Genomic DNA, 24,865 nt, shown 5'->3' with positions numbered 1-24,865 from the left:
GCGGGGATTTTGCGATGTGACCGCGAGTTTCAGATGCGCGCAAACCGTGTTCGGGAACGGGCAACTTCAGTAGTTTTTGTCTGCGCTGACGAATTTGATGTGTCGCAACACTGCTTTCACAGGACTTCTTCTCCACTGGGTGTTGGTGCCGACGACGGTTTAACCAGGTGTGCCAGCTTGGTATTCACCAGCCGAGGGGGCAGCAGCGAAGCCTTAGCCAGGAAGCACGTTAGCCACGCAACGTGCTGGTCAATCCTCCGCCTCCAGGTGGTCAATTTTTTATCAGCCGTAACACTTACTTCCATCTTGGCACCGTGATCAACCAAACGAGCTGCCTCAAAATCAGGAGCGCTTCACGGTCAGCTGTGGGCTGGTTCGATTCCTGCCCTCACGCGACCAGAGATTCGGCGCGTTGACCCGCCCTCACCGTGAAATGGTCACGTGAAGACTGATGTCGGAGTCCGACTGCTCCGAAACTTGGTGGAGCCGTCGACGAAGTGATCGCAGCCGCTGAGTCAACGCAGGATGTGGGTGGTAGTTACGCCCAGTAGCCGCACAGGCAACCATCACGTTGGCCTGCACCTCCTTGATCACGTCGTCATGGATATGACGATTACTGCCGTGGTGCGGCAGCACAAAAACGGCGACAGTGGCGAATAACGCCTCATATCGGTGCAGCCATGGCGTCCTGGTTTGGAGTGAATTGAGATCGGCGTCACCGGTGCTTAGCCACCCGGCTCTCGCGCCTGGAGGTTGGAAACGACGCCAGTGGGGTTCATCGCCCTGCCAAACCTGCACTTCATCCGACGCCCGAAGCGGCTCTGCCGATCCCGAGTACAAGCTCATCGAAGGACGGTTGTTGTCGGATGACAAGATCGAATAGCAAGCCTTCAGTGTCCTTCTAGATTCCTCGTTGCGAAGCAACGCCAGCAGTCTTCTGGTAAAGGTCTTGGGCGCTAGGTGGGTGTCACCAGGAATTCTCCTCATGACACCGGCCACGGCGCGGAGGAAGGCGTTGAGTGAGGCGGTTGAAAAGGGATGGACATAAGGAATTAGCAGCCAATCCGGAAAGGGAACTACAGATGGGTCAACCCCGCCGTTCACCCGCAATTCAATCCCACCGTCTAGGCTGCTGTGCTCAACTGCGGTTGCGCCCGGAATCCGCACCACCACTGGCTCACTGATCTCATTAGCCGTGATGCGGTAGGGCAGCCGTCCCTGGTCATTTTGTCCGCGCTCTGGCTCAACCGTTGGTAGCCGATCTGGTGGGACCGGTGCTATGGGTTGACCATCAGCACCAAGGTCCCGCCTCACAAAGTAGACCTTCTTGATGCGGCGCACACCAAACCACCGGACCGGGTCGATCAAAAAGTCGGCGAGCGATCCACGAACGCCTGCGTCGTCGATCCCTTCGCACGCCAGAGCAATCGTCTGCAGTGCGTCCAGGCAAGGCAAGACAATCGCGTCGATCTGCACCTTTGCAGCTAACGCATCGATCCCGCTGACGTGGTCCAGGTCCAAGTGTGAGATGAAAAGCACGTCAAGCCGAGACAGAGAGCAGGCTTCAAGACCTTGCTCGAAATGCTCGCGATTCACTGATCCACAGTCATACCCATAGGTGAATTCGCGCGATCCGGTGGCGTCTCGGCGCAGAACGCGCCCAATCAAAAAACCACCTTGCCCCACGGGGTACTGGATCACATCTGCTTCAAGTTTTGTGCTGGCCATTTGCGCCTTCCTCTTATTGTTGAATAGGCCTTTAAACTCGGGCTGGATCGCCCCGAGCTTCATGGGATGCCATTGGGTTAATACAGGCTGCCGCCGTGGCGGTCTGCATGGCGAGTTTTCGATGGTAGTGTGCCTCAGACTCTGCAGGTGGGATGTTGCCAATGGGCCCCAGCAGCCTGTGGTTGTTGAACCAAGAGACCTATTCCAGCGTCACCAGCTCGCCCAATTCCTTTGCCTTCACTGCACCCTGCGATAAATCTGCTCGGCCTTTTAGAGCCCGTTGATGGTCTTTGGCATGGCGTTGGCGTAGCTATTCCCCTTGCTGCCAACGGATTGCACCACGCCCACTTCGGCCGGGCGCTCGGAGTCTGAATGGAGAAGTCTTGCGAATCGCTGCCGGAGTGATGTACCAAGCTGAACGTCCGGCAGCAGATGTAGCATCAGCACGGAAGCGATGAAACTTCAGAACGGCGTCCTTTGAGGAGTCGACCAACAAATCGAACGGGAGGAAGGGTGAGAATAGAAGCGATCAACCTGAGCAGGGAAGTTTACGAATCCATGGGCGTTGGTCTGCCGACGCTTCCTATGGACGAACCCCTGCAGATGCGCGACTTCGGACGATGCGTTGTCATCGCCGGCAAGAATGGCTCCGGGAAGACTCGGTTGTTGAAACTCCTTGACGACATTGCTAAGAGGTACGTGACGCCTGATGCGCGGCGGCAAGCCGAGCTGGAAATCGCCCAACAGCGTCAAGCGCATCAGAGTCATCAAGCAGAGATCCAGCGCTTCCAGACGCAGCCAAGGAGCAGTGACTTGCCCGGTCAAGTGGAGGTTATGCGGAGCCAGATGGCCATGTTCGAGACTGAAATATCGCGGCGCGAGCAGCGCATCGCGGTATCTGAGGCGCTGATCATGAGTGGGGAGGGGCAGCCAAAGATTGTGTTCTTCGTACCCAGGTCGACGTCTCTCGAAGATCCCGCCGATGGCAAGGAGAACGAGGCAATTCATCGGGCGAGCGCATTCGCCAGCGGTCTGGGAGCAGAAGGAGCTCACGTAGCGGCGCCTGCTTATGCCAGGCAAGTGATGAGGGCGGCAACCAGCGAAAGAGGCTCCCGTAAACCGAGGGGCACGGCGGGGAGCCATCAAGCCGAGACCGACCTTATCGACATGTTCGGCGAACTCCTAGGAGATGGCGTCCAGTTCGAGTTGAACGAGAGCCAGAACCTACAGCTGGAGGGGTTGACCGAACAGTACAACACGTTGCTCTCGGACGGTCAGAAGGTGCTGTTTCAGCTTGCTTGCATGCTCCACGCGCGCACGGCTTCGTTGAAGGACTGCATCGTCTTCCTGGATGAGCCCGAGAACCACCTGCATCCTTCGGCGCTCAATGACCTCGTTGACCGGTTGTTGGACGTTCTGGTCGATGGTCAGCTGTGGATCTCCACGCATTCTGTGCCGCTCATTGCTCACCTGTCCGCTACGGACCCAGACTGCCTGTGGTTTGCTGAAGCTGGAAAGTTCAGCCGCGCCGGAAGGGCGCCCAGTCGGGTCGTGAACAGTCTCCTCGGCGGAACCGAAGGTGCCAGGCGCTTGAACGAGCTGACGTTACTGCCCTCTCGCTACGCGTCGTTCCTTCTGCTGCGCCAATGCCTTCTGCCTCCAGGCGTCATCCCATATGAAGGCAAGGACCCGCAGCTGGATCAAATTCGCGCTGTTCTGGACTCAGTACGGCCGCCCGGTCGGCCGCTCTCTATTCTTGACTTCGGTGCTGGCAAAGGACGATTGCTTGACGCCATTGCGGACGCAGCCGGCGACAAGCCCATCGGCGGGCTGATTGACTACGTGGCGTACGAGCGTTGTGAGGAAGACGCGGAGCACTGCCAAATGCACTCTGCTGCGCTGTATGCGGACGGCGGGAGCACTCGGCGCGCGTTCTCCAGCCTAGCCGACGTTCAGCAGGTGCGCGGTGAGAAGTCCGTTGACATCGTCATCGTCTGCAACGTCCTCCATGAGGTCCGGCCGGCCGAGTGGCTGGACGAGTTTGGCGCCGGATCGGCACTTGCGAAGCTGTTGCGTGATGACGGGTTCATCTTGTTCGTCGAGGACTACGCGATTCCCGTCGGAGAGCGTGCGCACGAGTATGGCTTCTTGCTGCTGGACGAAAAGGAGCTCGGCAAGCTCTTCGGGATCACCGAGAACGATGTCGCTCAGGGCTGGTTCAACCGCAACGACCATGCGCAGCCCGGATACCGCGGGCGATTGATAGCCCACATGGTCTCTGCAAAGTGCTTGGAGAGACTCACCGAGCGTTCGCGCTGGGAGGCCATCCGCGCGCTGAACGAGCGTTCCCTGGAGCGTCTCCAGACCCTTTTGGCCCAGGAACACAACACGGATACCAAACCGGTCCTCGGGCGAGAGAACGCCCTAGTGACGCAGCTCGTCGCGAACTCAGCGCTATGGCTGCGAGACAATCCGAAGGCTTTCGCTGCGTCTTACGAACATGGGTGACAGTCGACTGTGCTGCTCCCAAGCAGCCGAGGAAGCTTGACGTCGCGCATCGGCTTGGCGGGCTGCCCAAAGTTGCAGGATCTGCTCGGGTGCGAGCCTGCCGTGTCTACGACTTCCCTGCGGGTCTGGCCACGGATCCTCCCCCACGTCGCAGGCTGTCTACGACTCCACCGCGGATGGCGCACCCGGCATTTTGTGTCTTTTACGTGGGGACGGTGTCTACGACTTTATTGGCAAAGAACACTAGAGCAAATAAAGTTAGTCGGGACCGAATAAAGTCGGTCGCCAGCTGTTGTTGTTCTGGGTGTTGACGCCAACTGCAGAATGACCAACACCGCCAGCAGTTTTATGACCACCCCGAGTCCTTGCGGAACGAAGCTGGATGCGCCTTTTCCGATAGATACGACCTATCAGTTCGGCATTGGCACAAGCGCGTTCAACTGGTCAATTCAAGGTCAGCAGTAACAATCCCCTCGATGAACGGGTCGGGCGTCATTGGTGGTGATGCTCAGTAGCTTCGGCAACTTCAGTCCTGTCGCGCTTCCATCTTCTTGAGCACGGCGCGTGTGTACTCGGTCATGAACTCCAGAAACACGCTGGTGCGGGCAGGAATGAATTTGCGGCTGGGCAGCGCTGCATACAGCGTGTTCCTTCCCGTGATCCACTGAGGCAAAACCCGATGCAGCTCGCCGCTCTGGAGGTACTTCGCCACGATGTCGATGGGCTGGATGCTGACACCGGCGCCGTCAAGGCAAGCCCGAATCAGCGTGGTGGTGTTGTTGACCAGCAGAGCGGGCTCGATCTGAACTTCCACTTCCCGGTTGTGTTCCTCCGGGTTGATGAGGCGCATGCAGCGGTGCCGGTTCGCCTGGAGCTTGATGCGCAGGCAGCGGTGCCTGGCGAGATCTTCCGGTTGCCGCGGGATGCCATGCTCGCGCAAGTAGTCGGGTGAGGCGCACAGGATACCGTCCGAAGATGCGATGGGCCGCGCAATGATGTTGGCATCGAACGTATCGGCAGCGCCTAGCAGGGTCAGGTCGTAGTCTTCAATGGGGGGCACCAGCGGTGAGTCCGCATGGATGTCCAGCACGACCTTTGGGTAGCGCCGCCCGAACTCGGCCACCAGCGGCGCCAGCACATGCGTGGCGAACACCGGCGGCGTCAGGATGCGGATGACGCCGGACATTTCCTGCGCGTGGGCCTGGGCGGCGGCGTGGGCTTCATCAATGTCGTTGAGGATATGGCGCACACGGGCCAGATAGGTTTCGCCCGCATCGGTGAGCGCCAGGCGCCGGGTGGTGCGCTGCAGCAGTCGCACCCCGAGGTGGTCTTCCAGGTCACCGACCAGCCGGGTCACCACGGCGGACGACATGTCGAATTTGCGCGCCGCGGCGGCAAAACTCCCGTCGTCCACCACTTGCTGAAACACGCGCATTGATTGAAGCCGGTCCATGGTTTACCCCTAAATCAAGCCTCAATTGTTGCTGATTTAACAGTAATGCATTGTTTGAATTGCTATTTTTTGATTAATTTGGATGGAATAAAGTTCATACATCGATGAGCCGAAGCGACTTACAAGGCGACTCACCGAGGCTGGACAGACGGGGAGATGAGCCCGCCATGCCCGGAACGTCATTAACTTTGAAAGGATATTCATCATGAAATCGAACCTTATTGCCGCCGCTGTCATTGCTGTCGCCGCCCTGTCTTCCGTGGCTGCTTCTGCCGAACCCCTGAATGCCTTTCTGCTGGAGCAAATGCAGGCGCCTTCAACCAAAACCCGCGCAGAAGTCATAAGCGAAATGCTGCAGGCCAAAAACGCCAATGCAGCTTCCAGCTTCAATGGCGTCACCGCCCAGCAAAACCTGGCCGCTCCGCGTGCTGAAAAGGCCGGCGCAACTCCCCAGGCCGCTGCTGAGCTTGTGAAGACCAGCCAGCAATAAGCCTTGCACAGGCCGGCTCTGGCCGGCTATCAGCGCAATAGCCCCGACAGCCAGTAACGATTGCCGGGGTGATTGCATTGGGGCCTGCGGGATTCATGCAGGTCCGCATGCGACCATATCCCCAACGCGCTATAGCATCCCAGTCATCTTGAAGACCTTCTCGTTGCGTGCGCCGGACATCCTGGACAGCGTAGTAACTCCTGTTAGGGGGACGGAATTCTTGGACTGGGTTATGCCGTAAGTCCAAGATTTCCGCCGCACCCTCCGCTGGTCAATCTGTAATTGGCGCCAACAGTACCGCCTTATGTTGGGCCGAATTCCACTCGGCGAAGGGATAGGTAGGGGCGGGGGATACAACGGAGGATGTCCATTCCAGCTACTACGCCATGTCCAGCGCGGAGAACGCCCAACTGTGGGCTGAGCGTACGCCCTGAGCAAATCTAGTTGCGACAATGAAGCTGCAAAAATACCTAAAGGCCATCACACCGCGGTGCCGCTAGTTTTAAATATTTTCGTCAACGTACTGCGTAATTCCTTACGCCGGGGCGGCTTACTCAAAACGCAATCAACATGCGCGGGACTTTCTCCGTCAGAAACCAATCGTTGGCCCCAGCCCGTCAGCAAAACAACGGGCGTTGACGGTGATAGATATTTAATAGCCGTTGCAACTTTGTGCCCGTCTACATAGGGCATTCCCAGGTCAGTAAACACGATATCGAATGGCTTACCCTCTTCTTGCGCACTGTGGAACATATTGAGGCCGGCTTGACCGCCATCTGCCGCAACCACCGAATGGCCGTCAAATGCCAAAATATCGCGGAGCGATCTTAGTACCAGGGGATCGTCATCTACAACCAGGATATGTAAATGCAACGGCACGGTGTCCGTGTCAATGAGCGGTGTGGCTTCGGCGACATCTGAAGGAATAAGAAAGTCCATGCGCACTGTGGTACCGACGTCCGGCTGGGATTCCAACTCGATATTGGCACTGTGGCGCTCTATCATTCCGTACACCATCGCCAAACCCAATCCCGTCCCCCGCTCCCCTTTTGTCGTAAAAAATGGCTCAAGACAACGTCGACGTGTATCTTCATCCATTCCCACGCCGGAGTCGCTCACTTCGACAAATACATGGCGTGAGGTGGTGTGGCCATCCCTATTGGGGACACCCGCCACCCGGGTACGCAATGTCAACGTGCCGCCACTAGGCATGGCATCGACTGCATTAAAAACGAGGTTCGTCAGCGCCTCCCGGATCTCACCCTCGACCCCCATAAAGAACGGAAGATCCGGGTCAAGCTCAGTCTGCAATTGAATCACCACGCCCCGTTGTTGCGGCATATCACTCCAGCGCGCCCGGGTAAGGTCCACAACCTGCTGAATCAGGAGATTTGCATTCACAGGACTCAAGGTAAGCTGAGTTTCACGTTGTCGGTAAAACTCCCTCATCCGAGCGACCGTCGCGGCTACATCGTCAATAGCCCGCTGGATAATTTCAAGATAATTGCGACCACCCGAACTGAGGTTTGGCTCTGTTTCCAGCAGCAATTCCGTGTAGAGGGCGATGGGAGAAATGGCGTTGTTAATGTCGTGGGCGATTCCACTGGCCATCTGGCCGAGTGAACGCAAGCGTTCCTGCTGCATCACTGATTGCTGGGTCTGGCGCATATCGTCATAGGCTTGCTGCAAGGCAGCGTACAGCTGTGCTTGGTTCGCCGAAAGAGCAACGTGCTCACACAATTGCTGCAGGAACTCGCACTCACCGCTACTAAAGCTGTGGGCCTGCTGTCGGGCAACTACCAACACCCCAAATACGGTGCTCTCAACCAGTAAGGGCGCCATTACCAAAGCGCGCAGCCCACTTCGCGCCAGGCGCTGCGGGAAAGGAAAATCTACTTTGCTGATGTCCGCCTCGTAGACCAATTGTCCGCGAACGCATCGAGACAGGCCATTCTCGTCAATCGCAACGCGGGCGTTCTCGGTCATCGATAGCTCTTGCACCAACGCCTCGCCGCGCAGGCCAACGCATGTCACCACCAAAGCATTCTGCGGTTGGTCGTATAAATAGAGACAGACAAAATCCATCGGCAACTGGTCTTCTAAGCTGCGAATGACGACTTGAAAAATACTTCGCAAATCCTGCCTTGCCCCTGTGGAGCGCGTAATCTGATGCAGCAAATTCAGGCGTTCAAGTTGCGCTCGCGCTTTCTGCTCTGCCTGCTGGCGTACCGCGATCTCAGTCGCAAGCGCCTCGTTCGTCTTGAACAGCTCGTCACGTGAAACCGTTGTCAGCTTTAATTTTTCCGTCATACCGTCGAAAGCGCGGGCTAGCTCTCCGATTTCATCTTGCGAGTGCACGCCCAGGACGAAATCAAGATTGCCCGCACCAACCACCGTCGTGCCTTCACGCAATTGTTCAAGTGGCCGTGTGACGCTTCTCAGCGTAATAAATATGGTGGCAGCGACAGCTAGCATGACCAGCAGGCCAAATGCGATCACTGCCACATTCGCCCTTTGCTGAGCATCAAGTACCGCTTTACGGCTCAGTTCTGACAGGAGCAACGCGTCAGAAATCATGGCTTGCGTCTTATTCGAGATCTGCCCCGACAACCTAGACTCCAACTCCTTCAGCACCTCGGCTCGCCCCAGCTCATTTTCAAGCTCATGGCGGTTCGTCACCAACAAACTGAACAGTTTTTGAAGATCTTCTTGGTTACGCCGAAGGTCATTAATGATCTCTGCATCGCCAGTATCAACGAGCCCCATTTTGCTCGTGAGAAACTTTGCGAAGGAGGTAGACCTGAGTTGCCATTGATCTCGCGCGCGTTCTTCGTGATGGAGTTCGTATTCCATCGAGAGATACCTGAGCGCCGTGACTGCTCGTAAAACCTCACCTGCCTGCTCATTTTTTAGGAGCTCTCGTTTCATTTGCGACGTCGTGAACAGCAAAACGCCCACGATAATGGCAACTACAACTCCACAAAACAGTTCAGCCAATTTGAGTCTTGTTGAGATTTTCATGATGAAACTCTCAATGAATGATGGTTACGGCGGATGAACTTATAGATTCCAATCCATCGATATAGACATAACCAAGATAATTGGGAACCTTCACTTTATCCGTCAGCTTGTTTTTAATTGCCCAGCGTGCCTCATCCTCCAGAGCCAAGATTAAACCTTGATCTAAAACAATATCGAAACGATACGATGACCAGGAGGCTTTCAATGTTTCTTTTTCTATTTTCGTTATTTTTGATACTACTTCCTGGGCGATAGCCGGATTTTCGACGCAAACTTTCGCGCCACTTATTAATCCACGAATAATTTTCTTTATCGTTTCAGGATGTTCAGAAATATAATTTTGCATTCCTACCATGTTGTAGATGCTTTCATAAACATCCTGCCCATAGAAAAGAACGCCGTTATCACCAAGTTTTGACATGGCTGCGCTTAAAAATGGCTCCCATATGGCAACGGCATCAACACTACCAGCTGCAAGTGCATTGGCAAGCTCTTCTGGTTTGTAGGTTCGCTTGGTAACCTCATCTGGTAGCAGTTTTTGCCTATTAAGGAAAGCATCTAACGTGAAATGTGCGGAAGTACCAAGGGGGACGCCTATGCTTTTACCTTTCAAACTAGCAGCTGTGTCAATTCCCTTGTCCCTGCGGCCCACAATCCCATGATCTCTCTCCCCCGCAAAAATAGTTGCAATAACCGATATGGGAGCATTACTCAACCCAGCAAACATAACTGGAATATCTGCAACGGTTCCAATATCTGCCTTTTTTTCCAGAATCGCCGCCATAGCAGCTTTTCCGCTGGTGACGGGCTTGATAGAGACAACAAGCCCTTCATTTACAAAGAAACCTTTCTCTTGCGCCACCATAACAGCGCAACTTCCGGCGTATTCATTATTCGTAGCGATGACCACTTTTTGCTTTTGATGGCTAACGGAGCCAATGGCATTAAAATTGGTCCACATATAGACTCCAAGCGACAAGGCGACAAGCAGGCCAATTAAACTAAATAGAAAAAAATTCGATGCCTTACCTGCGCAACGCTTCCCATATCCTCTCAGCATAGTATGTCCTCTAGACTTTTTAGAACGCGGAGACAAGCTTTCGCCGCCTTATTCTCCAAATCCTTTTCCTCATGCCAAGCGGACACGGAAATTGCGACTATCTTTTCACGAGAAATATTTTTGAAGAGAGCTTCAATTTCAGAATATTTTGGCCCTTTTTTTACATGGTATTTAAGGGCAGGAGTTTCTGCTTCAGCATCTACGACGTCTGTATCCCAATGGATATATATACTTTCACCTGAATCAAGATTTTTTAAAATATCTGAAACTCCGCAAACCGTTATTTCAGAACTTTCCAATGCCTCCTTTTCACCTGCATCCAGATCGCGCGCATCAGACAGTATGATTCGCTTTTCGGGATAGGGAGTCACACCAATTTCCCAAAGCATTGATTCCACGGCATCGCGATGTTTCTCATGTTGATCAATTCGTCCAACTAACATGGCCAATGGCATCCCACCGATGTATTTGGTAAGAGAAGTTTTCCATGTATGGAAATCTCCATGTGCATCTAACCAAAGAATTCGATCAGGTTGTTTTCCAGCCTTTTGCAATCCAGCCAAAACTCCCAATGTAGAAACACAATCTCCAGAAATACTTATAGGAACTAATCCAATGCCTACCAATTTTTTTATTTTCTCCGACAATCCATAATAAATACTTCCCATTATTCTTAATTTTTCATAGGAATCTTCAATTTCTGTTTTATGCAACTCAGAGAGAGCGAGAACATCCCAGGTATGCTCGTCCAGTTCTTTCAAGCGGCAGAGGCCATCGCGGCGCTGCCCCATCAAGAAGGGAACAATAAGATGGTTGTTCATACCCAGCTCTCGGGGTTCATCTCGTAGCCCAGCAATTCCATCATTACTTCAACCTCTTCGCTTTTACCTAGCGAAAGTATTAAATCCCTTCTTTTATGCCATCGTTTCGATTTTGGAACATCCGTTGCCATCAGCAGAGGGAGTGAATTTTCTAATTTCATTGCAGGCAAACCTAGATATTGCTGAATTTTCTGTATTGTGGTATCTGGTTCATCCAAGAAATCTTCAAAAGAAATTCGAAGAGCGCCTACTCCGCTTGCTAACACCGATTGATGCGCCGAAATCCACTGGTTTAGACAGACGTTTTCCAGCTTTTCTTCTAAAAACTCCCTCCAATTAGGTGGCAAATCAAACTTCCACCACCATCTCCCAAATGGAACACAATCGGAGTAACCCTTTACATTTAAATTCACGCCCACGTGTCTTAGGTCGTGAGAGAAAAAACCCACTGGAGACAACCATCCATCCATCAAACCATTAACCGACTGTGCATAACCTCGAGTCAGGTGAATATATTTTATTTCGGCGTTGGGAAACAACTTTTCGTACATGCCTATTCGATAAACATCAGGCGGAGTTTTGAAAAGTAAAATTTTACTAGTTACGTCATTTTCGACAAATTGTCTTCTCTTGTTATTAGGCAAAATAAATGGTGGCTCCTCTACCTTTAAAGGTTCATCAAACCATTTGATCGGACCTGAAGTTGACTGACCATCGTAGTAATTAATTCGCCATGACTCATTCTTAAAAATTTTTGTAAGAATAAATTTTTCTAAACCATCGCCTTCTAGAAAGTCACTATCCACCCACTGCCTCAAAGCGTCATGAAAGATGTGAACAAGATTTTCACGACAAGATTCCTTTTGAAAAATTGAAGGGAACTGCAATAAAAGTCTTTTCTCCCATTTTTTTATAAGAAGATTTAGATCCAATTGCGTTTCGGATGCCACGGTTAGATCATCAAAAATATTGTCTATTAAATCGGCCTCATTTTTTATAGTGCTAATTGCATCACTATCCGAATTGTGATTAAATCCATTCTTTGTCAGAATCATGAACGGCTCAATTTCCCCTCCTAGTGACGCAATATCCGGATGTGATTCCAATGCATTTTTCAATAAACTTGATCCGGATCGCGGGCTGCAAAGAATAACTGCCACGGTCTTAACTAAGGAATTCAACTCGGTGCGTGGAACATTACGAATTGAATTCACAGAGTCTAGAATATCGCTCACTTTTAATTGTCTTCCGCAATTCTTCTCATAACAAAAGCGTGGAACACTTTTGTCTCAGACTTGTCTGCGGCCTCACGCCCGATCGCCTTGACAGAAAGTCCAGCAGCTTTGGCGAGTTTCTTTATCCTGTCGGTCTCTCCAAAATTAGAGTGTATAAAATAAATTCGACCACCCGGATTTAAATGGTTTACCACTTCTGCAAAAAACCGAGTATTGGTTTGAAAATCGGTATCCCACTGTGCCCTGGCGACGACGTCGTGTGCAAATTTATCTCTGAAAGGAATATTTGCTGTAATTACGTCGAATTTCTGATCGGCAATATTTTCAAATAAATCTGACTTGACAACTTTCATGACTTTTTCAAAGCCATGCATCTTCAAATTATGTTTAGCACTCTTGATAGCAGCAGGATTGATGTCAACACCAACCACTTTCCCCGCTCCCTGGTAACAGGAAAAGATGGCAATAACGCCAGAACCTGTTCCAACATCAAGCACACTCTCTCCGCTCTGCACTCGGAAATTTTTGACCAGTGGCTTACTATCCGTAAATGGCCAAAAGGTATTTGGATACACCTTAAATTCTTTGCCGAGATACTTAATCATTTTTCCGTCAGAAGGAACAGATTTAAATAATTTTTGACGACCCTTTTGCCAGCGGTCTATGCGAACAATTTCTGGTTTTGACTTATTTTCCATACTATCCTCCTAATAAAAAACAGAAGATTGAAAATATTTCTCATTACAATTGCTTGCCTCAAAAATTCTTTTTAATATTTTCTAGAAAAACCACCTTAATATGAAATAATATCTCCGATTGAATTTATGTTTTTTGAAGAAGTTGATTTATGAACCGGCAGTTCAATCCAGAATGTACTGCCAATATCCAATTTGCTAGCTACGCCGATTTCTGCCTGCATCGCCTCTACGATTTTCTTCGTCAAAGACAAACCAATTCCGGTGCCTTCTTCTTTGATTTTTTCTCTTCCCAGTCGATTAAATGGTTGAAATATAAATTTCAACTGTTCGGCACTAAGCCCAATTCCCGTATCAATTACAAATAGTCGAATACGCCCGACTTCCGTAAGCTCGTAATCTAGTGTAACTGATCCATTTTTATTGTTATATTTAATTGCATTCGATAGCAGATTTATTAAAACCTGCTTCAATCTGGTCTTATCTGAAAAAACTAAGACATCCATATATTCTGGATAAATCATCCTGATACCGAATTTCTCCGCGATGGGTGAAATCATGGCCCGACATTCCTCAAAAATCTTCGCCAACTGAATGGGTTCAAGGGAAATCGATATGAATCCAGATTCAATTTGTGCCAAGTCAAGAATTTCATTAATCAGAGTGAGCAAGTGCTTTCCCGCATTTTCAATATTTCTTAAGAATTTTTTTCTTTCTTCGGGGGTGGCCGAAATCGACTCGGATTGCAGAATTTGGGCGAATCCAAGAATGGAGTTCAGCGGCGTGCGTAGCTCATGGCTCATATGCGAGAGGAAATTCGATTTCTCGTGATTTGCGCGTTCCGCTTCTTTTTTTGCCAACTCAAGTTCGCTGTTCAAAGTGTTGAGTTCTGCGGTATGTGCGCGTTGCCGCTGCTCCAAGATGACGTTTTCCATCCTCAACCGTCTCGTCTCCAGCGCTCGCGCAAGAACAGGAAGAATGGCTGAAACCTTGAATGGTTTGACGATGTAATCATGGGCACCGACCTTCATTGCCTGTACAGCCGACGCAATGGAGCCTTCGCCAGTCATGATGATGCAAGCAAGGTTGGAGTCGATTTTGCTAGCTGCCTGCACCAATGTGATGCCATCAATGCCGGGCATCATCAAATCTGACAACAACAGATCAAATGTTTCGGTCTGCATCTTTTCTAGTGCAGCCTCACCTGATATCAGGCCAGTGGTCTTGTAGTCATGGCGACCCAAGATATCGCACAGTGCACGCATGTGTACCGCTTCGTCATCAACGATCAAGATATTGGGAGGAGTTCCCATCATGGTCATGCGATCTTTCTGGCTGCAGTTGCAACTCGAAGCTGACCTCCAAGGGATTTCCCAGATGACAAATTCAGAAAAATTACGGGAAGCATCCCTAGCTGCACAAACTCAAATCACAACTTGTTTCCGATTGTTTAAGCATGGCCCACATACATCGGTAGTGCAATGGGTACTCTGCCAATGAAACGCCGATCGCCTTTGGACGGGGGTATCTGCTTCATCAATATTGGGGAGGAACGCGAGTAGCTTTTGGTTGTTACATAAACTGGCAATACCTAAGATGGAAAGCGTCCTGTGTCAACGTTGCCTATCAGAGAGTCTTGCGGGTAAATGCCATCACAACAAATCAGGAGAGCTGTCGCTCTCGGCCATTGCCGCGAAACCGAAGATCCAAATGCCACAACCAGCGTGTACCCTTTGGTTAACGGGGCTCAGTGCTTCGGGTAAAACCAGCTTGGCCGAAGCATTAGCTGAAACCTTGTCCGCCGACGGTGTGTTATGCCGAGTGCTAGACGGCGACGTCGTCCGCCAGCAACTCAGCCAAGACCTTGGTTTTTCACGGAAAGATCGCCGAGAAAACATCCGTCGCGTAGCCGAGCTGTGCAAGCAATTGAACGATGCGGGGACGCTGGCCATCGCTGCCTTGATATCGCCCTACAGGGATGACCGGAACTTAGCCCGCCACACTGTGGGACCGACGCGCTATATCGAGGTGTATTTGGCAACGCCATTGACCGTATGTGAGGCCCGAGATCCTAAAGGCCTTTACCGTCGGGCCAGAAGCGGAGCCATTGTCAGCTTCACTGGGATCAGCGATCCCTACGAAGCGCCGCTGTCCCCCGAATTGTCTTTCGATACGGGCGTTCGGACGCTGGACGATTGTGTCCGCGTCACGAGGAATTTGCTGATGGCCCGCGGGGTCAATTTAGATGGGCTAGAAAGGAACATTCTTTCGGACACGGATGACCGAACTAGCCAGGGGAGCTAGGGTAGCAACAGTTGCTAAGGCAAAGTAATTTACCCTTGGTGGGTGCAACGGACAGGCATTCCTCTCTAGTTGAACGCTGCACGTCTTTCCACAATATGAAGACGTTCTGTCTGCCCAATAACACATGTACAGACGAATAGCTTTAGCAGGCTTAAGCTCTAATATATGTGGTGTTGTAAACTTTGAAATAACGAACTATGCCTTCTTGAGGTGTGTTGACCTAGTCAAGCTGTTTTGGTTTTTCCTCGAAATCGTCCAAACATTTACCACTCAGTTGGCGCCAACTCCCAGATGTCCAGCAGTGCCAGTAATTTGATGAGCACCCCGAGTCAGTCCTAGCGAAAGTAAGCTAGATACACCGTATCCTGTCGAATAAGACCAGTCCGTTTGAAATTGGCACAAGCCGCTCAACGGGAGGACGGCGGCATTCTTGGAATGGGTTATGCCGTAAGTCCGAAGCTCGCTCGATATTCGACAGGACTGAGTGAGCCAAGGGGCGTTTTGTTTACGACTTCTCGGTAATCTGTTGCATATTTGAAACGCCCCAAACCCGCATGGATACTAGGGGCCTGTTTACGACTTTAATTACTCAGAATAATTCTGACTCTTGGAATCATCCATGCGTCAACGGAGTTCACCGAGCCGCGGCAGCGCTGTAACACGGCCTCCACCCGCGGCATAGCAGCGAAGTGTGCTGGGCGGTAAGTCCAGGGTGCTGCCCGTGAAAGCCCCGAACGCAGGCAGGATCATCAGACCATCGCCTTCGCAGAAGCAGGGCAGACGCTCTCGGGTATGCGCGCGGCCGCGAATTTGTACGGCGGGATGCAGATGCCCTGCTAGCGCATACGCCCCAATCACCGGCTGGGGATGGTGGCAAGCGGCGAATGGGCCGATCCGGAAAGGCTCGTCCACGATGTCGAATCGCAGCGAGGGGGGCGGGTCGCCGGCACGGCTGTCGTGGTTGCCGCGCACCAGCGTGCAATGCAATGTGGCGTGCCGTTCGCGCCACGCGCTTACGGGATCCATCACCTGCGCCTGCTGCGCCGTTGCCGCATGCAAAAAATCGCCCAGTACAACGAGTTGCCGCACGCTCAATTCGTCGATCAATAGGCTAAGACGATCCAGGTTGTCCCGCGTCGTTCCGGCAGGAACCGGCTGCCCCAGCGCCCGGAAGCTGGCCGCCTTGCCCAGGTGTACATCGGCCACGAACAGCGTACGCTCGCGCGGCCACCACAACGCGCGATCTGGCAGCAGCGCAACCGGTTCGCCCGCCAGCGTGATGGCCAGAGCGCCTACCGGGGCGTCGGATGTCGCAGGATCTGGAGCTTTCATGCTTCGATCATCGCTCCAAGCCAGGCGAAGGGCGTGCGCGCCCTTGGCCGCGCTTGCGTGGAATGCGCCCGCCCGCAGTCTCGCCACGGGACTCAAGCGCCAGGGAGGCGCCGATTGCCCACTCTGGTGACTCGCGGGAGGCGAAGACGCGATCCGCTGGCGTATGCGCCGTGCCTACCGAGTCCCCACCAGCCGTACGTTCCAGCTCGGACACCATGCGCGCGATGCGGTCACCGAGCGATTCGTTCGTTAGTTTCTCGCGAAAGCGCTCCACCATCAACGGGAAGGCCAGCGGTGTGGGCTTGCGCAGCGCATGTACCCGCAGCGTCTGTCCTTGGATGCGTTCCAGCGCTGCGCCAAGCTGGCGCACATCAAGTTCTTGCGCCAACAGTTCTTGCTCGGCTTGCGCCAGCAGTTGGTTCTGCGGGTCGTATTTCTGGAACACCTCGAAGAACAGCGAGGCCGAGGCCTGCAGTTGCCGGTTGCTGCGGCGCTCGCCCGGGTGGCTCTGGAATATCAGCCCGGCAATCCGCGCGATCTCGCGGAACCGACGCCGCGCCAGTTCGGTCGCGTTGAGGCTGCCCAGCACCTCGGCGAGCAGTTGATCTCTCGGTGGCAGCGCGAGCAGCGTGGGTAAGCGTGCTGCCCAATCGATCTCCTTCGCGCTCAGCAGTTCGATGCCGTAGTCGTTCAGTGCAATGGAGAAGGTGCCGGTCTCCGGCTGCGCGGCGCGCCATGCCATCAAACCGGCCAGACCCAGATGCACCTGCCGGCCCGCAAAGGGGTAGAGGAACAGATGCCAGCCTTCGCGGGACTTCAGCGTTTCCGCGACCAGGGTGCTCGGAGTGGGCAGCCCCGACCACAGTCGCTGGATGTCGATCAGCGGCTTGACGCATTGCATCTCAGGGCTGTCGAATCGGCCATTGTCTGCCGCCTGCAGTTCACGCAACACCGCATCGGCCAGCGTGTTGGACAAGGGCATGCGCCCGCCATTCCAGCGCGGCAGCGCCGCGCGCCCAGCCGTGGCGCGACGCACCAGGGCTGTCATCTGGTCTACGCGTACCAGTTCCAGCAGACGGCCGCTGAACATGAAGGCGTCGCCAGGTTTCAGTCGGGCAATGAAGCTCTCTTCCACCGTGCCCAGCTTGCCGCCACCCAGATACTGCACGCTGATGGAAGCGTCGCTGACGATGGTGCCGATGTTGACGCGATGCCGCCGCGCCAGGCGTGCGTCGGGCACGCGCCAAAGTCCTTCTTCGTATGGCACGACGCGGTGGTAGTCGGGATACGCCGCGAGCGATGGCCCGCCCTGGCGCACGAAGTCCAGGCACCACTGCCAATGTGCGTCTGTCATGTCGGCATAGGCTACCGTGGTGCGCACTTCTGCCAGCAACTCGTCCGGCCGGAAGCCGCCGCCCAGCGCGATCGTCACCAAATGCTGGACCATCACATCCAAAGGGGCGCGCGGGCTGTGGCGCGACTCGATCTGGCTAGTGCGCACCGCCTCGCGCGCGGCGGCGGCCTCCACCAGCTCCAAGCTGTGGGTCGGCACCAGCGTGATCCGCGATGGCCGACCCGGCGCGTGGCCTGAGCGGCCGGCCCGTTGCACCAGGCGCGCCACGCCCTTTGCCGACCCGATCTGCAGCACGCGATCCACCGGTAGAAAGTCCACACCCAGATCCAGGCTGGACGTGCAGACCGCGGCTTTCAACCGCCCCTCCTTCAGTCCTAGCTCAACCCATTCCCGTACCTCGCGGTCCAGCGAGCCATGGTGCAGCGCGAGCACACCTGCCCAGTCCGGCCGCGCCTCCAGCAGCGCACGGTACCATCGCTCTGCCTGGGAACGCATATTGGTGAAGACCAGGCAACTGGCACTTTCTTCTATGGCCTGCACGACCTGCGGCAGCATGCGCAGACCCATGTGGCCGGCCCAGGCAAAGCGTTCGGCGGTGGCAGGCAGCAGCGTGTCGATAACCAGGGTCTTGTCGGTTTCGCCCTGTACCATCGCAGGGGCACGGTTCTTCGGCCACGGCGCGGTGCCAAGCAGCGTGCGCAGCGCTTCGTCCAGATTACCCAGCGTGGCGGAGAGTCCCCAGGTCATCAGCGACGGCTGAAATCCACGCAGCCGGGCCAGCGCCAGCTGCGTCTGCACGCCGCGCTTGTTGCCCATCAACTCATGCCATTCGTCGACCACCGTCACACGGACGTGCCGCAGCAGATCGCGCGCATCGGCGCGCGACATCAAGAGGGTCAGGCTCTCCGGCGTGGTGACCAGCACCGTCGGTAGCCGCCGGTCCTGCGCGGCGCGCTGAGCGGACGTTGTGTCGCCGCTCCTTAAACCCGCCGTCCAGGTAGGGCACACAGCGCGCATGGGGTCTTCCAGAGCGCGCAGCGTGTCTGCGGCCAGCGCACGCATCGGCGTGATCCACAGTACCGTCAGTGGTGGCGCCTTGGTCTTCGCACCCGCGGTCGCGGCGGTTTCCCGCAAGGCCCCGAGTGCGCCCAACCAGACTGCCAGCGTCTTGCCGCTGCCGGTGCTGGAATGCAGCAAGCCGCTGCGGCCCTGTGCCATCTCCTCCCACACCCTGCACTGGAATGGAAAGGGTGTCCAGCCACGGGTAGCGACCCACGCTGCTATGGACGGGTCGACCGCAGCGGATGCGTGGGCGGGCTTGCGGCTGGCCATTACTCGGCTTCCTGCAACAGCGCCCGTAGGCTGGCTAGCGTGTCAGCTTCTTCGACGGGCTTGTCTTCACGGCGGCGCAGCATGCGTGGGAAGCGTACGGCTATGCCGCTTTTGTGCCGGCTACTCTTGGCTATGCCTTCAAAGCCCAGCTCGAAAACCATCGTCGGCGTCACACTGCGCACCGGGCCGAAGGTCTCCAATGTGGTCTTACGGATCACTGCATCCACCGCGCGTATTTCTTCGTCCGTCAGGCCCGAATAGGCTTTCGCGAACGGGACCAGCTGGCGCACCGGGTCATCCTGCGCGCCATTCCACACGGCGAAGGTGTAGTCGCTATAGAGGCTGGCGCGTCGCCCGTGGCCGCGCTGGGCGTAGATCAGCACGGCATCTACCGACAGCGGGTCGATCTTCCACTTCCACCAAACGCCTACGTCCTTGGTGCGGCCTACACCGTATTGCGCGTCTAGGCGCTTGAGCATCATGCCTTCGACGCCCAGCGCCCGGGACTGCTCGCGCTGGCGTGCCAGGTCGGCCCAGTCGCCACCTTTCACCAGCGGGCTCAGTTGCAGCTGAGGATGGGGAAACGACGCGACCAGTTGCTCCAACCGCGTGCGCCGCGCATGCTGGGGCAGCCCGCGCAGGTCTTCGCCTTCCTGCTCCAGCAGGTCGTAAACACACAGCACCACCGGTAGTTCGCGCAGTAGCTTGGGGCTTAAGGTCTTGCGCCCAATACGCTGCTGCAGTTCTGCAAACGGTTGTGCACGGCCGTCACGCCAGATGAGGATCTCGCCGTCGAGCACCGTGCCTTCTGCCAGGCCTGCGCCCATAGTCTGCAACTCCGGGAAGCGTTCGCTGACTAACTCCTCCCCGCGTGACCAGATCCAGACCTGCCCGTCGCGTTTCACGAGTTGAGCGCGGATACCGTCCCATTTCCATTCGAACAACCAGCCATTGGCGGGGCCAATCGTTGCGTCGAACTGCGCCAGCGGCAGGTTGAGCGGATGCGCCAGAAAGAAGGGATACGGCTGGCCGCCGTGCGACCCGGTGCCGGTGCTTGCCGCATCGTCGGGTGCGACAAGCGCGTCGTAATCTTCGGCAGAGGGGCGCGCGCCAATATGGGTGTAGCCCATCAGCCTTTGTGCAACCACCTTGGCGTCGACCCCGCTCACCCCCGCCAGGGCCTGCGTGACCTGCAGCCTGGAGACTCCGACGCGGAAGGCGCCGGTGATGAGCTTGAAGTAAACCAACCGCTGCGCCGCGGCCAGCGTACGCCACTGGTTTTGCAGGAGACGCGCCAGTTCTTCGGGCGCCTGCCCGCGCAACGGCAGCAGGTGCTGCTCCATCCATTCTGATAACGGCAGTTCCAGCGTCTCGTCTGGGTCTGGCAGCAGTAGCGAGATTGTTTCGGCCAGATCGCCTACCGCTTCGTAGCTCTCGTCGAACAGCCATTCGGGCAGCTCAGCCGCCAGCCGCGCCTGCTCCCGCAGCAGACTTGTCGGCACCAGTTGACGTGGCTTGCCGCCAGCAAGGAAGTACACCGCCCAGGCGGCATCCCGCGACGGCGCCGCGTGCAGATAGCGCTGCAGCGCGGCCTGCTTGGCGGAGCTGGCGGTCGATGCATCCAGCGCGCGGTAGAGGTCCGCAAAGGCCTTCATTCGGGATCGGGAGTTATGGTAGTGCTGCCCGCGGTCGATTTGTCCGCATCGTCCGCGTCATCCTGATCACCGTATTCGGTGCTGAAGCCTTGCGCCTGCAACCCCTGCTCGCTGAGCCAGCGCACCATCACCGCCACGCTGCCGTGTGTAACGAAGACCCGCTCGGCACCGGTTGCGAGGATGGCGGACTGCAGGCCAGGCCAATCCGCGTGGTCGGAGACTACAAAGCCACGGTCGACCCCGCGGCGGCGGCGTGTGCCGCGCAGCTGCATCCAGCCGCTGGCAAAGGCATCGGATGGATTCGCGCCGAAGCGGCGTAGCCAGGTGGTGCGGCCGGCCGATGGCGGCGCGATCACCAGCGAGCGCGCCAGCGCCGCTTTGTCCAGTGCCGGATCAGACGCCAGGAAGGTAGGCGGCAGCACCACGCCCGCGGCGCCGTAGATGGCGTTGATCGGTTCAACGGCGCCATGCGCCACGATGGGACCAATCGACGCGTCCACGCCGTGCAGCAACCGCTGCGCCTTGCCCAGCGCATAGGCATACAGCACAGAAGTGCGCCCTGCCTCTGCGTTCTGCCGCCACCATGCGTTGATCTCGGCAAACAATTCGGGTTGTGTGGGCCAGCGGTAGATCGGCAGGCCGAACGTGGACTCGGTGATGAAGGTATCGCAGCGGACGGCCTCGAACGGCGCACAGGTGCCGTCGTTCTCCAGCTTGTAATCGCCAGACGCAACCCAGACCCGCCCGCCATGCTCCAGCCTGACCTGTGACGAGCCCAGCACATGCCCCGCCGGATGCAGCGAGAGCCGTACACCGTGGTGCTCGATCACCTCGCCATAGGCCAGCGTCTGCAAGGTGATGTCCTCGCCTAAGCGGCGGCGCAGGATGGGCGCGCTGTCGTGGTGGGCAAGGTAATGCGCGCTGCCCCAGCGCGCGTGGTCGCTGTGGGCGTGGGTGATCACAGCCCGATCCACCGGTCGCCATGGGTCGATGTAGAAATTTCCAGCCGGGCAATACAACCCTTCCGGACGGGCCACGATCAGATCAGCTTCAGCATGCATACCCCGAATGCTATGCGGGCATCAGCCAGGGTTCTGTAGGACGGGGGCGCGATCAGATAGCAACCGGGACGGCGCTGGCATTCACACACTACGGTTGATCCAGGGACAGGGTTTGGGCGTATCGTCAACGCAGGCGATGAAGATATCCTGCAGGCCCCGGTTGCGCATTACGTCGTGGCCGCATTGCTTTGTAAACGTTGTACGACCAAGGCGCATAGGGTGACGGACCAAAGCTTGCGGAGGCCTTTGGCTCACCCGCCCGCCGTCTCCAGACTCACTCCGGCTGAATACCGGCCTCTTTGACGACCTTGCCCCATTTGGCGAGGTCGGACTTGATCAGGGCGGCGTAGTCCTGCGGTGTTCCGCCCTGGATTTCAATGCCAGCAGCCTCCAGCTTGGCCCGTACATCCGGTAGCTTCAACGCGGTGTTGATTTCCGCATTCAGTTTGTTGGTGATGGCCTTGGGCGTGCCGGCCGGCGCTAGGAACCCGCCATTCGTATTGGCGTCAAAGCCCTTGAGTCCTTGTTCGTCCGCGGTCGGCACGTCAGGCAGCGATGTTGTGCGCTTCTTGGTTGATACCGCTACGGCCCGGACGTTGCCGGCTTTCACCTGCGACTGGATGGCGCTGATGGTGTCGATGTAGAGTGCGGTGCGCCCGGCCAGCAAATCCGGGTGGGCGGCGGAAGAGCCTTTGTAAGGCACCAGCAACATCTGCACTCCGCTCGCCATACGGAACATCTCAGCCGCCATTTCCTGGGCACTGCCACGGCCCGAGGTAGCCACCTTGGCCTCGTTCGGATTGGCCTTCATCCAGGCCACGAACTCGGGCAGAGTCTTGGCAGGAATCTGCGGAGAGATAGCGAATACCAGCGGAACTTCATGGGTGTAGACGATGGGTTCGAAGCTTTTCTCTGGGTCCCATCCCAGGTTCTTGAAGAGGAACTTGTTGATGTTGTGGCTGCCACCCACGATGCCGATCGTGTAGCCATCGGGCGCGGACTTGGCAAGCACGTCTGTGCCGAGGTTGTTGGATGCACCGGGTTTGTTTTCGACGATCACGGCCTGGCCCATCGAAGCCCCGAGTTTGTCGCCGACGACGCGGGCAATGATGTCGATCGCGCCACCCGGGGGCGCTGGCACGATGATTTTGATGGCGCGGGTCGGGTAGGCCTGGGCCGATGCCATGGTTGGAAGCATGGCCAGAGATGCCGAGATGGCAAGAATTTTGAACAGGGATGTGGGTTGCATAGTTGTCTCCTTTTGGGGTTTCTTCAATCGTTATCAAATGCGAGAGGGATCAGGGGCTGTGGCGCTCTGTCTGCTAACCGCGTCCTACGAAGGGCATGGCGCTGGCCATGACAGTCATGTTCAGCACATTGGCGCTGAGTGGCATCGCGGCGATGTGGCGTACCGCATCGGCCACGTGCTTCGCGTCCATCATGGGTTCGGGGGCTGTTGTGCCGTTGGCCTGCAGTACGCCGCGTGTCATGCGTTCGGACAGCTCGGTCAGCGCATTGCCAATATCGATCTGGCTGGCCACGATGTTGAATGCTCGGCCATCCAGCGCCAAGGCCTTGGTCAGGCCGCTCACCGCATGTTTGCTGATGGTGTAGGGCGCGGTGAAGGGGCGCGGCGTGTGCGCCGAGATCGAGCCATTGTTGATGATGCGTCCGCCTTGTGGAGATTGGTGGCGCATCAGGCCGAAGGCGGCACGCGCGCACAGGAACACGCCTGTCACGTTGGTATTGACCACGCTGAACCATTTATCCAAAGGCAGCTCGTCCATCGGCACGGCCGGGGCGTTCACGCCGGCGTTGTTGAACAGCAGATCCAGTCGGCCAAAGCGGTTCTCAATGGCGGCGAAGAGTGCTTGCACGCTGTCCGGGTCCGTCACATCGGTAGGTACAGCCATTGCGGTCTGGCCGCGTGTTGCGGCCTCGGTCGCCAACGCCTGCAAGGGTTCGGCACGGCGGCCCGCCAGTACGACGCTCCATCCGTCGTTCAGCAAGCCGATGGCCGTCGCTCGGCCGATCCCGCTACCTGCGCCGGTAACCAACGCGATTTTTTGGGGAAGGGTGGTGTTCAAGGGCTGTCTCCTGTGGAAGTTATTGAAGGTCCGTGGTTTGTGTTGCCCACGGTCATGGAAAATTGGCCGATGTCCGCTACTCCGCCTTGGACCACATCGCCGGGTTGCAATGAGCCCACGCCTGCGGGGGTGCCGGTGTAGATCAAATCACCGGGCGCGAGCGTGACCGAGCGTGACAGCATGGCCACCAGTTCGGGCACCGGCCACAGCAGGTCCGCCAGGTCGGCGCGCTGTCGTTCCATGCCGTTGACAGTTAGCCAGATAGCGCCCTGTTTGGGGTGGCCGCAAACTGTTACTGGCACCAGGGGCGTGCAAGGGGCTGAATGGTCGAAGGCTTTGGCGGCCTCCCATGGACCGCCCGCGCGCTTGGCTTGCTGCTGCAGGTCGCGCCGCGTGAGATCCAGCCCCGCCGCATAGCCCCAGATGTGGTGTGCCTCCACCTGTGCTGCAGCGATGTTTCGACCGCCACGACCTATCGCCACGACCAATTCGATCTCATGGCAAAAGTCGTCGGTGCTGGGCGGGTAGGGCAGAGCACCCTGCGCCTGTACAACAGCGTTGGCGGGCTTCATGAACCAGGCTGGCATTTCCGGGGACGTCGCTTCGTCCTGGCTCCAGCGGTAGTTGCGCCCGATGCAGTAAACGCGCCCCACAGGGAAAACCGCCGTGCTATTGGTCACGGGCAAAGTGGTTGGCGCAGGCGCAGGAAATATGAAACTGGACATGCGG

At 56.1% G+C, this 24,865-nt stretch carries 19 protein-coding genes and 1 pseudogene; 4 read left to right on the top strand and 16 right to left on the bottom strand.

Annotation, left to right across the window (positions count from 1 at the left end):
• Nucleotides 1-423: 423 nt before the first annotated feature.
• Entirely contained in the window at nt 424-1,791 is a 1,368-nt protein-coding gene (locus BLT66_RS17240) for a ComEC/Rec2 family competence protein (RefSeq protein WP_092759371.1), read from the bottom strand.
• Nucleotides 1,760-2,144, bottom strand: a pseudogene (locus BLT66_RS27220) (hypothetical protein); the annotation flags it as partial. The gene BLT66_RS17240 and the pseudogene BLT66_RS27220, both read right to left, overlap by 32 nt.
• A gap of 169 nt (nt 2,145-2,313) precedes the next feature.
• Here BLT66_RS27220 and BLT66_RS17235 point away from each other — a divergent pair.
• Together BLT66_RS17235 and BLT66_RS26825 are read left to right on the top strand one after the other, a co-directional pair.
• Nucleotides 2,314-4,236 (top strand): AAA family ATPase, encoded by a 1,923-nt coding sequence (locus tag BLT66_RS17235; protein WP_176955081.1) that lies wholly within the window; start codon nt 2,314-2,316, stop codon nt 4,234-4,236.
• Nucleotides 4,237-4,560: 324 nt separating this feature from the next.
• Complete coding sequence (locus BLT66_RS26825) at nt 4,561-4,701, top strand: hypothetical protein (protein WP_176955080.1); 141 nt, start codon at nt 4,561-4,563, stop codon at nt 4,699-4,701.
• Between the two features lie 61 nt (nt 4,702-4,762).
• Here BLT66_RS26825 and BLT66_RS17230 read toward each other — a convergent pair whose 3' ends face one another.
• A complete protein-coding gene (locus tag BLT66_RS17230; RefSeq protein WP_092759367.1) occupies nt 4,763-5,689 on the bottom strand; it encodes a LysR family transcriptional regulator in 927 nt (308 codons plus the stop codon).
• Nucleotides 5,690-5,894: 205 nt separating this feature from the next.
• On the opposite strand from BLT66_RS17230, the gene BLT66_RS17225 reads away from it, so the two are divergent.
• Nucleotides 5,895-6,179, top strand: a complete 285-nt coding sequence (locus BLT66_RS17225) for a DUF4148 domain-containing protein (protein ID WP_092759365.1) — start codon at nt 5,895-5,897, stop codon at nt 6,177-6,179.
• A 480-nt stretch (nt 6,180-6,659) separates the two neighbouring features.
• On the opposite strand, the gene BLT66_RS17220 is transcribed toward BLT66_RS17225, so the two are convergent.
• The 6 genes from BLT66_RS17220 to BLT66_RS17195 all read right to left on the bottom strand — a co-directional run bounded on the left by BLT66_RS17220 (nt 6,660) and on the right by BLT66_RS17195 (nt 14,333).
• Nucleotides 6,660-9,200, bottom strand: coding sequence for an ATP-binding protein (locus BLT66_RS17220; RefSeq protein ID WP_092759363.1), 2,541 nt, complete (start codon nt 9,198-9,200; stop codon nt 6,660-6,662).
• Nucleotides 9,201-9,210: 10 nt separating this feature from the next.
• Complete coding sequence (locus tag BLT66_RS17215) at nt 9,211-10,161, bottom strand: ABC transporter substrate-binding protein (protein WP_255406972.1); 951 nt, start codon at nt 10,159-10,161, stop codon at nt 9,211-9,213.
• A gap of 92 nt (nt 10,162-10,253) precedes the next feature.
• On the bottom strand, nt 10,254-11,081 hold the full coding sequence (locus BLT66_RS17210) for an arginase family protein (protein ID WP_092759359.1): 828 nt from the start codon (nt 11,079-11,081) through the stop codon (nt 10,254-10,256).
• A complete protein-coding gene (locus BLT66_RS17205) occupies nt 11,078-12,241 on the bottom strand; it encodes a sulfotransferase (protein WP_255406971.1) in 1,164 nt (387 codons plus the stop codon). Before BLT66_RS17205 ends, BLT66_RS17210 begins: the two co-directional genes overlap by 4 nt.
• Before the next feature lie 77 nt (nt 12,242-12,318).
• On the bottom strand, nt 12,319-13,014 hold the full coding sequence (locus tag BLT66_RS17200) for a methyltransferase (protein WP_092759355.1): 696 nt from the start codon (nt 13,012-13,014) through the stop codon (nt 12,319-12,321).
• A 95-nt stretch (nt 13,015-13,109) separates the two neighbouring features.
• Nucleotides 13,110-14,333, bottom strand: a complete 1,224-nt coding sequence (locus tag BLT66_RS17195; RefSeq protein ID WP_092759353.1) for a hybrid sensor histidine kinase/response regulator — start codon at nt 14,331-14,333, stop codon at nt 13,110-13,112.
• Nucleotides 14,334-14,721: 388 nt separating this feature from the next.
• Here BLT66_RS17195 and cysC point away from each other — a divergent pair, with 388 nt between their 5' ends.
• Complete coding sequence (cysC, locus tag BLT66_RS17190; RefSeq protein WP_092759901.1) at nt 14,722-15,315, top strand: adenylyl-sulfate kinase; 594 nt, start codon at nt 14,722-14,724, stop codon at nt 15,313-15,315.
• 624 nt (nt 15,316-15,939) lie between these two features.
• Here the strand turns inward: cysC and pdeM are convergent.
• From pdeM to BLT66_RS17155, 7 genes are all read right to left on the bottom strand, one after another.
• Nucleotides 15,940-16,647: a ligase-associated DNA damage response endonuclease PdeM gene (gene pdeM, locus BLT66_RS17185; protein WP_092759351.1), complete on the bottom strand. Its 708-nt coding sequence runs from the start codon at nt 16,645-16,647 to the stop codon at nt 15,940-15,942.
• Between the two features lie 7 nt (nt 16,648-16,654).
• Complete coding sequence (locus tag BLT66_RS17180) at nt 16,655-19,333, bottom strand: ligase-associated DNA damage response DEXH box helicase (protein ID WP_092759349.1); 2,679 nt, start codon at nt 19,331-19,333, stop codon at nt 16,655-16,657.
• On the bottom strand, nt 19,333-20,988 hold the full coding sequence (locus BLT66_RS17175) for an ATP-dependent DNA ligase (protein WP_092759347.1): 1,656 nt from the start codon (nt 20,986-20,988) through the stop codon (nt 19,333-19,335). Before BLT66_RS17175 ends, BLT66_RS17180 begins: the two co-directional genes overlap by 1 nt.
• A complete protein-coding gene (locus BLT66_RS17170) occupies nt 20,985-22,049 on the bottom strand; it encodes a ligase-associated DNA damage response exonuclease (RefSeq protein ID WP_092759345.1) in 1,065 nt (354 codons plus the stop codon). Before BLT66_RS17170 ends, BLT66_RS17175 begins: the two co-directional genes overlap by 4 nt.
• A gap of 274 nt (nt 22,050-22,323) precedes the next feature.
• On the bottom strand, nt 22,324-23,298 hold the full coding sequence (locus BLT66_RS17165; RefSeq protein ID WP_092759343.1) for a Bug family tripartite tricarboxylate transporter substrate binding protein: 975 nt from the start codon (nt 23,296-23,298) through the stop codon (nt 22,324-22,326).
• 73 nt (nt 23,299-23,371) lie between these two features.
• Entirely contained in the window at nt 23,372-24,136 is a 765-nt protein-coding gene (locus BLT66_RS17160; RefSeq protein ID WP_092759341.1) for an SDR family oxidoreductase, read from the bottom strand.
• Nucleotides 24,133-24,861, bottom strand: coding sequence for a fumarylacetoacetate hydrolase family protein (locus BLT66_RS17155; RefSeq protein ID WP_092759339.1), 729 nt, complete (start codon nt 24,859-24,861; stop codon nt 24,133-24,135). The genes BLT66_RS17160 and BLT66_RS17155 overlap by 4 nt, the downstream gene beginning before the upstream one ends.
• Nucleotides 24,862-24,865: the final 4 nt, after the last annotated feature.

This window comes from Rhodoferax sp. OV413, assembly GCF_900104385.1.
In the GTDB taxonomy this organism is placed as follows: Bacteria; Pseudomonadota; Gammaproteobacteria; order Burkholderiales; family Burkholderiaceae_C; genus Rhodoferax_B.
This window is presented reverse-complemented; position numbering and strand designations above follow the sequence as displayed.